Here is a 12,078-nt window from a genome sequence, read left to right as displayed (position 1 = left end):
ATACTCTTAAAAAATTTGCATAATAGCATATTGAATTTATAATGGGTCTAGGGCGAAGCCCTCCCTTCTTCCTCGGTACAAGTACCAAATTAGAAATAAAGATTTATAAAGATAGCATATTGAATTTATAACGGGTCTAGGGCGAAGCCCTTTCCCACTCCTCGGTACAAGTACCAAATTAGAAATAAAGATTTATAAAGATAGCATATTGAATTTATAACGGGTCTAGGGCGAAGCCCTTTCCCACTCCTCGGTACAAGTACCAAATTAGAAATAAAGATTTATAAAGATAATCATTTACAGGAGGCTCAAAATGGCAAAAGTTGAAAGTGGAAGAAGAAAAATAGAATGGGTAAAAAACCACATGACTGTTCTAAACTATTTAAAAGCTCTTTACAAGGATGAACAACCTTTCAAAGACGTCAATATTGCTATCAGTATTCATTTAGAGGCAAAAACAGCCTATTTAGGCCTCGTTTTACATGAATTGGGAGCAAATGTTGCTATAACAGGAAGCAATCCCTTATCTACTCAAGATGATGTAGTTGAAGCCCTAAAAGAGTACGGACTTAACGTCCATGCTCAACGAACATTAGATCCAAATATCTATTGGAAAAATATTGAAAAAGTTTTAGAATCAAACCCAAATATAATACTAGATGACGGAGCAGATTTAGGCATTACTCTCATGAATAAATATCCAGAAAAAGTTAAAAATTTGTGGGGCATATGTGAAGAAACTACCACAGGAGTTAAAAGATACAAATCACTGTATAGGCAAAATAAATTGCCTGTACCTGTAGTTCTCATAAACGATTCATACATGAAATATCTGTTTGATAACAGATACGGTACAGGACAATCAACTTGGGACGGAATAATAAGGTCTACAAATCTTTCTGTGGCTGGAAAAACTGTGGTTGTCGCAGGATATGGATGGTGTGGTAAAGGTGTAGCAATGAGAGCGAAAGGACTAGGTGCAAATGTTATAGTTACCGAAGTAGATCCTATCAAGGCAATAGAAGCTATAATGGACGGGTTTTCAGTTATGAAAATGAGTGAAGCAGCAGAGTATGGAGACTTTTTCGTCACAGTAACGGGCAATATAGATGTCATAACAAAGGAACATTTCTTAAAGATGAAAGATGGTGCAATTTTATCAAACGCTGGACATTTTGACGTAGAAGTGAAAGTTAAAGACCTAGAAGAAATTGCTGTTTCAAAGCGTGAAGTAAGAGACGGTGTTGAAGAATATAAACTACCAAACGGTAAAAAAGTCTATTTATTAGGTAAAGGCAGATTGGTTAACCTAGTTAATGCAGATGGTCACCCAGTAGAAATAATGGATTTATCTTTCAGCTTACAATTAGAAGGTGCAAAATACATAAAAGAAAATCATGAACATATGAAAATATGTGTCGAGCCTGTCCCTTATGAAATTGATGAAAAGATAGCAAAGATTAAACTAGAAACTATCGGAGTAAAAATCGATGAATTCACGCAGGAGCAGAAAGATTATTTGAACGATTGGAAATAATAAAATAAGGGGGTGCAAATCATGAATAAAAAAGTGTTGGTTTTAGTACTATTTGTTACACTTAGTGTAATCTCCCTTACTCAGACTTACACCTTCCTTTTTAGAGATGCCCAACTACACTATGTTACAACCGATCAAACAACATTCCAAGTACCAGAGGGGTTTGAAGTTCTATGGGTAACAGGGGTAAATTCTTGGAGTTTAGAGAAGACTTACCAACAATTTAGTTTTAAAATAGTTTCTTTAGAAGACTTCAAAAATAAAACGATACAACAAATAGATGAAAACATCTTCAAAATTGATGGTACTAACGATATCTTATTCTATAACTCTCAAATTAATCACTGGTGTACAACTAATGAAAAGAATAAAGATAAAATTAAAGCCAGTGTCAAAATAGTCCTAGAAAAAACAAAAAATAAAACAGCTACTATTGCCTTACAAGCTCCAGGAACATGGAAAATAGTCTACGAAATGAAAAAAGATGGAACCTTTAAAAAGAACATAGAAATCAACGGCAAAGCGGTAGGAACAACCAATTTATATCTTGTAAATGAATATTTGAATCTTTCACCTCGTGATTATGTAGAAACTACGAAAGCTTTAAGTACTCTCAGACTTGGCCAGGGAACAGATTTTCAAACAATAGCTCAAGAGGCGATATTAACTCAAACTTACACCATTTCTCTTGGTAATATTAAATTTGTTAGCGATATAATGAATTTCAGCATCTCAGAAAACAAAGTCCTTTCATATGAGGATAGAAATGTTATAACTTTCAATCTATACACAAACATTCAGGACTTCACTAAAACCAGACTTGTAAGATACTTTGAGAATACCAAGCACAATGGTCTAGGTATAGATTTGCCATATGGTGAAGTATGGATATATGAACAATACGATGACAAAAATTTCCCCATAAAAAAGACGAATATATATGACACACCTATTGATGACATAGTTAAAATAGATTTAGGAGAGAGTTGGGACGTTCAATATAAGTTTGAAAAGTTATCTGATGTTGAAGTAAAAACAGCTGATACCAGGATAATAGATTTTTTAATCACAATTAAAAATTTTTCTGATAAAATTAAGGTGGTACAAATTTCAGCTGCAGCACCAAATTTAGAAATAGATCAAATGAAGATAGACGGTGGTTACAGAGGTGTTAAAGACAATTCTCAAAAAGGTAAGATAGATTTGAGTTTTGAGCTTACAGACCAAGTAATAATAAGGATGACTGTAAAAACAACTTCAAATTAACATGATTGCCTCTTTTATGGGTGATTAAGATGGTAAACGCAGTAACCCCCAACGTTTACAATCCGTATATAAGTTATAAATTAGATCCTGGCGAACCAGGATTATCAAATAGTGTTCCCGCTTCATTGAGCATTTTGAGAGTTGCTGCTCATGAAGCTGGGAACATTAACCAATTTAAATCACAGGCACTTAAAAATGGTGGAATTGTAATCTATACAGACATCGACCTCCAATTCCAAAAAAGAGGAGGCTTCTTAGCAGCTGTTGGAGGAAAGTCTAAAGCTGTTATACTCTACAAAAAAGAAAATATCCTTTCTCAACCCCCCGAAAATACATTAATTGTTCAAGAAGAAGACGTAAATGTCGAAGAAAAGGTTCGACAAAACATCGAAAAAGAAATAGAAAAAATAAAAACCCAATTAACCTTTGAAACAGATCCCAAAAAAATAAAAAAACTACTTGAAAAACTTCAAATATTAGAACTCTTAAAAAATAACGCATCATCACTTAATGCTCAATTTTTTAGGGGTATAGAGTTAGATTTTTCAGTTTAATTAAACTCTCACTCCAAAGTTTTTTGTAGTTTTTTTTCTGATTCCTTAACGGGTTCTTTCTCAATAAAAGAAATTACCCATCTTCCTACCAAATTTTTCCAAAAATAACTAGACTTATGACCAGCCAAAATATTTTTAACAACCTTGTTTGGTAAAAGATCTACTAGCTCTTTTGTAGCTTGATGAGGAATTATTTTATCAAAAACTCCTCTTATAAAAAGAACTGGTTGATCAACGAACTTAGCATACGATAACGGATCATAATGATAACAAGGTATAGGTGTTTTTTGAAAAATATCGTCTATTGAATTTATATTTTCTTTTACAAAATTAAAGGCATCCTTTCTAAACTTTAGGCAATATTCTTCAGAATCACAACCATACGAATTTTTGTAAGTAGCGTACGCATCCCTAACCTTTTGTGTGAATGGAGAATAAAAGTTTATCCATCGCCAATTTCCGCCTGTAATCATTAAAATTCCTTTCTTTATCCGTTTATCAAGCGCTAACACCATTGTTCCAATTATTCCACCGAAAGAAACTCCCATTAAATACAAATTATCTTCGGAATAATCATTAAAAGTTTCCAACAAATCAATTGTTCTTCTGACATCTTTTACAGCATTATGAAAGAGTACAACACATTCATTTGGTTCAGAAGAATAAAAAGGATCTCCGTCCTGAGCACCTTCAAGAGCTCTTTCTAAGTGATATGGCAAAATAACTACACTTGTTCTATAACCAAATTTTTTAAAGTATCTACCATACCATTCCAGATATGGAACATTGTTCGGACCAATTCCATGTAAAAACACAATATCCCCTTTTACCTTTTCTTCAGGAACAAACATATGAACAATTTGTGTTTCATTCTCTTTACATACAGGATCTTGATAAACGGTCTCAAAAGTAAAAACTAAATAATCATTCTCTTTTTTTATAGTATAATCGACCGGTATCTTAGGATAATCAAATATGTAATTCGTTTTTATCACCTCGTCTAACATTCTTTATGTCAACTAGTGGGTTATTAAACCTTTCAATCCTTTCAGATCTCGAAATATGGATTTCGTCACATCCAAATTATTAATACCCAAAGCAAATGTTACAACAATTAATTTACTTTTTGTTAAAATTGCTATTACAAAACTCTGATATTATATAAATAGGAATACCCGGTATAGGTATTATGAGTTTTTATGAAAAGGGGGCAATTTTATGAACGATGTAAAGGTTGTTATTTATACCACACCAACCTGTCCATGGTGCAAAAAGGCGAAAGCTTATTTAGATGGATTAGGAGTCAAGTACAAAGAAATAGACGTTTCAAAAGACCAAAAAGCCGCTGAAGATCTTGTTAGAAAAACCCATCAAATGGGAGTTCCTGTAATTCAAATCGGAAACGAGTATGTTATAGGGTTTGATAAAAAGAAAATCGACAAGTTGCTTGGAATAAATTAAAAAATTAAAAAGAGATGTGCTAAAAGCACATCTCTTTTTTAAAATAACATTAAATTATTCATTGAAAACAAGAAGACCTAAATCACCATCTTTTCGTTCATACAAGACAGAAACAGCGTCATTTGTGGAATCCCTGAAAACAAAGAACGAATGGCCTAAAAGTTGCATTTGAAGTATTGCTTCTTCAACATTCATTACAGTTAAGTCATGATGCTTTATTCTAGCTATTTTTGGCGGAGTAGGTTTTTCTAGTATTTCTTCTTCCTCTTCAAATTCTGCCTCTTCTATTCTAGTTGTGGTAGTTGTTTCTCTTGGATTAACTGGAATTGCTCCTTTGCTGCTCTGCTGTTTTGGATGTAATCTTGTTTTAATTTCTCTTATCTTTCTTTCCAACGCATCCGTCGCTCTATCTATAGCTTCATATAAATCGTTGCTTCTTTCCTCAACTTTAATTATTTTACTTAGCGCTTTAACGTGAGTGGTAATTTCTACTTTATATATTCCCCTTTCTTTAGTGATCCTTACATCAGCTGGTGAGACTAAATCTTTCTGTTTTTTTAGCAAATGATCAGGCTTTGACATTCTTTTAGCAAGGTAATTTTTGTTGGCCTCACTAAGTTCTACAGACTTTGTAAAAACTTTATACTCCATCACTACCACCTCCATAGGCTTGAATATTGTCTAACTGAACTTCGTGTATACTAAGGAACAAAATACATGAAGATCGCATACTTTTTTACAATATAGTTGTAGGGGGATTAACATATACTTTAATATCTTTATCATACTTCTCTACAATTGGCATCAAAAAGCTTGTATCTTCTTGAAATACTTTTAAAATAATCTGAAGTCTATAATCACCTCTTAACTTGGAAATAATTGGAGTAACTGGTCCTAACAACTCCACTTGCTTATTATCAATAACACTTCCCAATTCATTTATAAGATCTTGACTTATGGATTTAACGTTCTCCATTTTCCTATTACTGACCATTATCAAAAACAATTTTGTAAACGGGGGATATTTATATTTTTCACGCTGTTCAAGCTCTTTTTCAGCTATAAAAGTATAATCATGGTTGATTGCGGCTTTGTAAACCTCATTGTTTGGATCAAAACTTTGTATGATAACTTTCCCCTTCTCTTTTCTTCCAGATCTTCCAGCAACTTGCATGATCAAAGAAGCGGTGCTCTCTCTAGCATTATAATCAGGCATATGGGTGTATCTATCCGAATCTAATATTACAACCAAGTCAAGATCTTTTATATCTAAACCTTTTGTTATCATCTTAGTTCCTACAATAATCTTTCTTCCAGGCTCTTTCATAAATGTGAAAGTATTTTTCAAATCATCAAAAGTTTTAATAACAGTTCTATCAACTCTAACTATAGGCTCAGATGGAAACAACTTGGTCAATTCGGTTATAACCCTTTCAGTGCCATAACCTCTACTTTGTAATTTAAACCCTCCACATTTTGGACAAAAATTAGGTAATTCTTGTTCATTTCCACAATAGTGACATATCAATTTTCTCTCTTTTTTATGAAAAGTTAATGAAACGTCACAGTTATCACATTTAAATATATATCCGCATTCACTACATACAACGTAGTTAGCGTATCCTCTAGTCGGAGTAAAAACAATAACCTTTTTGTTTTTAGCTACTACATCTCTAATACTATCAATAACCTTTTTACTGAAAATCCAATTGTACTTTTCTTCTTTTTTCATATCTATTATCTCTACTTCTGGCATTTCACTGAAATATCTCGAAACAATTGTTTCTAAATGCATTTCATTATCTTTTGCCCTTTTTATATCGATAATTCTAGGAGTTGCAGAAGAAAGTATCAATTGAATATTTTCTAACTCTTTTCTAAATAAGGCAACTTCAATTGCGTCGTAAGTTACATTTTCAATTTGATAAAACGATTGATCGTGTTCCTCATCAATTATGATCATTCTCAAGTCTTTTATAGGAAGCCAGACAGCGCTTCTCGTTCCTATAACTATGTCTAGATCTCCTTCAACCGCCTTATACCAAGTGTCAACTCGTTCCGAACTTGTGAGAGAAGAATGATAAAAAGCCGCTCTATATTTAGAAAATCTTTTTTTTAATCTACTCATTATTTCAGATGTCAAAGATATTTCTGGGACTAGGATTAAAAGCTTACCACCTTTTTCTAAAACACTTTCTCCAACCTCAAAAAAGACTTCTGTTTTACCGCTTCCAGTTACCCCATATAACAAGTGAGGTTTTTCATCATGCTTTTTGATGAAATCCACTGCACTTTTTTGTTCTTCTGTTAACGTTACTTTTTCGGTTTCACTGTTTATTAAAGTATCCTCTATTGCTTTAATTATACCTTTTTTTTGTAAAGTTTTCAAAACAGTCGTTCCTCTATTAATAATTCCTTTATCGTATAACTCACTCTCTAATGTCTCACCATTTATTGCTAAATAATTTACCAAATTCCGAGCGCTTTTTGAAAGATTATGATTCCATATTTCTGATAGATCCATATTAAGAATAATAAAATAATCTTTGTTTTCTCGAATAGACTTTTTATGAAGATCTAATTTTACCACATTTGATGATAACAGTTCTTTCAACGCCTTGTTGGCAGTAGAATTATCCTTATACAATCTTAAAAAATCCTTATAAAATATGGGTTTATCAAAAGGAGCAAGTTCACTTAAAGGAACTATTTTTAATTTGTATAAGTCTGAAGAAGCTGGGGGAAACAAAAGTTTGGCTATTTCCCCCATAGGAGCAAGAAAATAATCACTAGCCTTTTCTATAAGTTTTATATGTGAATCACTCAAATAACTTCTTTCGTCTAAAGGAAATTCGATATTTTTTATTTTAACGACTTTCGGATCGTTTGATTCTCTATAAACTAAACCTTGAACATATTTACCCCTCAAATCAATAACAACCCTTTGTCCAATTTCAAGCTTTTTTTCATACTTATAAGTGTATGGTTTAAACAATCTTTGACCTAAAGGAATAACATCATAAAAATACATTAAACAACCTCCAAATATTACTCATTAACTAATATATAAAATCCATTTGCAGGAATAGATTCAATTACATTAACCTTTCCTTTTGAAAAATAATCGACATAATCTCCATCTAACTCATGATTAACATTTACAGGAGAATTTTTAGAGTTCAAAGCAACAATAACCTTTTCCGATTGATAATATCTCTTATATATCAACACATTACCTTTTGAATATAAAACATTATAATCACCCTGCCGAATCGCTAAACTATCTTTTCTTAATTGAATTAACGCTTGATATAAGTCAAATATATCCATGTTCCACATATCTTCATCCCAGTAAAAAGGCACTCTACAAAATGGATCTGTAGATCCCGTCATGCCTATTTCATCTCCATAATAAATGAGAGGAGAACCAATAAAGGTAATATGAAGAACAGCAGCTAATTTCATTCTTTCTATATTTTCATCCAATGCAGTTAAGATTCTTTCAGTATCATGAGAACCCAACATGTTCCATAAACTATGTAAAACTTGTGGGGGATATTTATCCAAATAAGCGTTTGTTGTCTTAACAAAATTGTTTGCGCTTCCTCCTCTTGCATAAGCTATAACGGCATCTCTAAAGATATAATTCATCACAGAATCAAAAGCTGGATCCTCAAAATAAGAAGTTGCATCTCGCCAGAATTCGCCTACGATGAATGTATTTTCATCTATATTTTTAAAATTCTCATAAAGAGACGCCCAATAACTTACTGGAAGCTGATCAACTGCATCTAATCTCCAGCCATCTATTCCAATGCTCATCCATTTACCAATAACGTGGTTTATATATGCCTTAACTTTTGGATTGTTATTGTTTAATTGTGGAAGATCTGCATATCCATGCCATCCTTCATAACTTGAAGTTGACTTCCTTATAGGAAAAGACTTAATAAAATACCAATCTAAATATCTTGACTCTTCTTGCTTAGCAAAATTCTCCTGCATCGCAAAAAATTCTGTACCTGTATGATTAAAAACTCCATCTAAAATCACTTTTATATCGCATTCATGAAGAATATCCAGCATATCCAAGAAAACTTCTTCGTCTCCAAAAGAAGGATCTATCTTTAAATAATCTTTTGTATCGTATTTATGTGTGCTAGGAGCCTCAAAAATTGGATTAAAATAAATAGCTTCTACACCCAAATACTCCAAATAATCAATAGAATCTATAACTCCTTGGAGATCGCCACCATAAAAACTAAAAGCCAGTGAATTTCTATTATGTGGGCCATACCAATTATAAGTCCCTTTTGGGTCGTTATGAGAGTCTCCATTTCTAAATCTATCAGGAAAGATTTGATAATACACCCTTCCTTTTGCCCAGTCAGGAGTATCAAAATATGGGATTATTGGCTTAGAAAAGTCGAATTCAAAGAAATTCTCAGTTCCATCATAACCATAAATAATCTCTTGCGAATCATCGATGGCAAACCTGTACTTCAGCACGGGAGCCTCAGTAAAGACATGAAACCTATAAAGAACATTGTTTCCAGATTCTATAATCTCTTTACTTACCCATTTAGCATTTGATTGTAAATTAACATCTACTACATCGTTTTTTTCAAATTCGATGGACAAATATATTTCACCAGGTTTAACTGGATTAATATATCTTCTTGCATTTTTAAAGTATATTTCTTTCACCCTGCCATCGCCAGTTCTTGGAAAACTGTAAGGTTCTTTAACAACCCTCACGTTGAAAATTTCTCCGTTAAAGACTGTAATGTTAGGGTTTTGAAAATCAAGGGTTTCTTCTCCATCAATAATATACTTATATAGATATTCGCCAGGCTCTAAATCCGTAGAATAGCGCCATAACTCTCCTAAACTCTTTTCCATTTCAATAGGTTCAAAGTGGTTAAAACTTGCCACCAAATAGACTGAAGAAGCGTCTTTTGAAAGTAAAAAAGAGGAATTAATCGCAAAGATAGAACCAAAAGAAAGCAACATTAACAATAAAAAAATGATTGAATACTTATTCACCAAAAATTCACTCCTTATCATAATCATGTATTATTTCAAACTATCACTCTATCTTTTCTATTAGTTTTTTAGCAAGATCAATATATGAATCAGAAATTTCAGGTGAACCAAAATAAGCAACAGGCCTTCCTCCATCCATGTTTTCTCTAATAGTTGAATCTAAAGGAATTTGAACCAAAAGGTCTAAATTAAATTTGTCAGCTAGAGTTTTACCTCCACCCTCACCAAAAATGAAATGCTTACTTTTACAGTTAGGACAGATAAAATAAGACATGTTCTCAACAATACCTAAAATATCAACGTTCATTTTCTTAACAAAATCAATAGCTCTTTCAACATCATCTTGAGAAACAACAGATGGAGAAGTAACTAATAATGCCCCACGAAGCTTAGAAATATTTTGAATTACGGTTAATGGTTCATCTCCTGTGCCTGGAGGTGCATCTACAACCAAATAATCCAAATTTCCCCAAGCAACATCACCTATAAATTGTAGTATTGCACCGGTTTTTAAAGGCCCTCTCCAAATAACGGCAATATTTTCTTCATTCAAAAATTGAGATATAGAAATTACTCTGATCCCATAAATCTCAGGAGGTACTATCTCATCTCCAACCTGAGTTAAAGGATATTCTTCTCCTCCAAGCATTCTTACTACATCAGGGCCATGTAAATCGACGTCTAGTAATCCAACTTTCTTTCCTAAAAGTGCCAAAGAAACTGCTAAATTAACTGCAACCGTTGTTTTACCAACCCCACCTTTGCCACTCATTACAAGGATAACGTTTTCAATATCTTCAAGTTTTCTGTTGACTTTTTCCTTTATTTCCTGAATATTAGCCATTCTTTGCCTCCTTAAGTGATGGTGTAAATTATTTAGTTGTAAAACCGTTATAATAATTACCAATTTTCCAGTTGTAGAGACAACCTATGCGGGCATCTCCATGATTTGATCATGGTTACGCTAATCAATTTTTCAAAATCTTTTCTAATATATAATAAATCTTCACTCAACAATTTTTACTTCATATGTAATCTCTACAGACCCTCTAAAAGAAGCAATAGCACCACAATACTTTTCTTGGGATAATTTTGCAGCTCTTTCTAATTTATCTATTGTCAAATTATCACCTTTAAATTCGTAAATAACATGGATTTTATTGTACTTTCTAGGATGATCTTCATTTCTTTCAGTTAAAACTCGAAGATTAAATTCTTCAAAATCTACCCTCATTTTTTTAAGAATACTCACAACATCCATTCCTGTACATCCTGCCAAACCAGCAATTAGATATTCCATAGGTTTAGGTGCGGAATCGTAACCACCACTATCTACATCCGAATCAATATGAACATCATGTCCAGAAGGAGTTTTCATATAAAAATGACTACCATGTAAATTTTTAACTAAAAATTCTGTCATCGTGTATTTCTCCCTTCATCACCTTTTTTATTATTATGCTAATTTTTCAGCAGTAGAGACTATCTATACGGGTGTCTCAATGATTTAATCAATATTTGATGTTAATTATTAATAATTAAGCCATAAAACACCGATTTAGCTAAAAACCCAACGCACATGTTTTAATATTTTTCATTTACTCATATAATTATATCATGAAGAAAAAATTTGACTAATAACCTACATTAAATTATTTTCCAACCACGTTACAGTTTCTTTTACAGTTTCTTCTAAAGGCCTAGGGTTATACCCCAACTCTCTTGTAGCCTTTTCATGTGAATAAATCTTGTTTGTTTGCAACGTATGAACTGAATAAGGCGTTAATAGAAGTTTTTCTTTAGAAATAAGATTTTTTAAAAGAAGCAAAACTGATACAAAATATGCCATATTTTTTCCTAAAATCTTAGGCTTAAAATCTTTATTTTTCATTGTATTAACCATGTTTATAAGTTCTATTACCTCTATATTTTCATTTCCTAAAATATAAAACTCTCTTTTATTACCTTTTTCATATGCCTTAATTATACCGTCTGACACATCTCTAACATCTACAAAATCAAAAGCACCTTCTATTATAGTATTTAACTCACCCTTGAGATAAGAGAGGAACATATTCCCCATTTCTGATGGCTTATAATCAAAAGGACCAATAATTCCTGTGGGACATATTGTAATAACGTTCAAACCAGCTTTTGCATAATTCATTATCAACAATGCTGCTTTAGCCTTTGATTTTCCGTATGCACCTGTAG

Annotated in this window: 11 protein-coding genes; 4 read left to right on the top strand and 7 right to left on the bottom strand. The window is 32.4% G+C overall.

Translation table 11 applies throughout. From position 1 onward, the window contains the following. Nucleotides 1–313 precede the first annotated feature (313 nt). From PKN74_RS07155 to PKN74_RS07145, 3 genes are read left to right on the top strand one after another with little or no spacing between them, the layout of a single operon-like run. Nucleotides 314–1,537 carry an adenosylhomocysteinase gene (locus PKN74_RS07155; RefSeq protein WP_472310019.1) on the top strand — a complete coding sequence of 408 codons (1,224 nt, stop codon included), beginning with the start codon at nt 314–316 and terminating at the stop codon, nt 1,535–1,537. A gap of 21 nt (nt 1,538–1,558) precedes the next feature. Then, nucleotides 1,559–2,803 carry a hypothetical protein gene (locus tag PKN74_RS07150; protein WP_472310017.1) on the top strand — a complete coding sequence of 415 codons (1,245 nt, stop codon included), beginning with the start codon at nt 1,559–1,561 and terminating at the stop codon, nt 2,801–2,803. Nucleotides 2,804–2,832: 29 nt separating this feature from the next. Next, nucleotides 2,833–3,357, top strand: coding sequence for a hypothetical protein (locus PKN74_RS07145; protein ID WP_472310015.1), 525 nt, complete (start codon nt 2,833–2,835; stop codon nt 3,355–3,357). An 8-nt stretch (nt 3,358–3,365) separates the two neighbouring features. On the opposite strand, the gene PKN74_RS07140 is transcribed toward PKN74_RS07145, so the two are convergent. After that, the gene (locus tag PKN74_RS07140) at nt 3,366–4,352 is read right to left on the bottom strand and encodes an alpha/beta hydrolase family protein (RefSeq protein ID WP_472310013.1); all 987 of its coding nucleotides are present in this window, start codon (nt 4,350–4,352) and stop codon (nt 3,366–3,368) included. A gap of 223 nt (nt 4,353–4,575) precedes the next feature. On the opposite strand from PKN74_RS07140, the gene PKN74_RS07135 reads away from it, so the two are divergent. Continuing rightward, nucleotides 4,576–4,818 (top strand): glutaredoxin family protein, encoded by a 243-nt coding sequence (locus PKN74_RS07135; protein WP_472310011.1) that lies wholly within the window; start codon nt 4,576–4,578, stop codon nt 4,816–4,818. A 54-nt stretch (nt 4,819–4,872) separates the two neighbouring features. Here PKN74_RS07135 and hpf read toward each other — a convergent pair whose 3' ends face one another. The 6 genes from hpf to PKN74_RS07105 all read right to left on the bottom strand — a co-directional run. Continuing rightward, nucleotides 4,873–5,469 (bottom strand): ribosome hibernation-promoting factor, HPF/YfiA family, encoded by a 597-nt coding sequence (gene hpf / locus PKN74_RS07130; RefSeq protein WP_472310009.1) that lies wholly within the window; start codon nt 5,467–5,469, stop codon nt 4,873–4,875. An 85-nt stretch (nt 5,470–5,554) separates the two neighbouring features. Continuing rightward, complete coding sequence (gene priA / locus PKN74_RS07125; protein ID WP_472310007.1) at nt 5,555–7,849, bottom strand: replication restart helicase PriA; 2,295 nt, start codon at nt 7,847–7,849, stop codon at nt 5,555–5,557. Between the two features lie 17 nt (nt 7,850–7,866). Then, a complete protein-coding gene (locus PKN74_RS07120; RefSeq protein ID WP_472310005.1) occupies nt 7,867–9,864 on the bottom strand; it encodes an alpha-amylase family glycosyl hydrolase in 1,998 nt (665 codons plus the stop codon). Nucleotides 9,865–9,907: 43 nt separating this feature from the next. Continuing rightward, nucleotides 9,908–10,708 carry an Mrp/NBP35 family ATP-binding protein gene (locus PKN74_RS07115; RefSeq protein WP_472310003.1) on the bottom strand — a complete coding sequence of 267 codons (801 nt, stop codon included), beginning with the start codon at nt 10,706–10,708 and terminating at the stop codon, nt 9,908–9,910. 162 nt (nt 10,709–10,870) lie between these two features. Further along, the gene (locus PKN74_RS07110) at nt 10,871–11,287 is read right to left on the bottom strand and encodes an OsmC family protein (RefSeq protein WP_472310001.1); all 417 of its coding nucleotides are present in this window, start codon (nt 11,285–11,287) and stop codon (nt 10,871–10,873) included. Between the two features lie 219 nt (nt 11,288–11,506). After that, the coding region (locus PKN74_RS07105; protein ID WP_472309999.1) for an NAD-dependent epimerase/dehydratase family protein at nt 11,507–12,078 on the bottom strand (572 nt) is incomplete at its 5' end.

This window comes from Defluviitoga sp. (genome assembly GCF_035349255.1).
Lineage (GTDB): Bacteria > Thermotogota > Thermotogae > Petrotogales > Petrotogaceae > Defluviitoga.
This window is presented reverse-complemented; position numbering and strand designations above follow the sequence as displayed.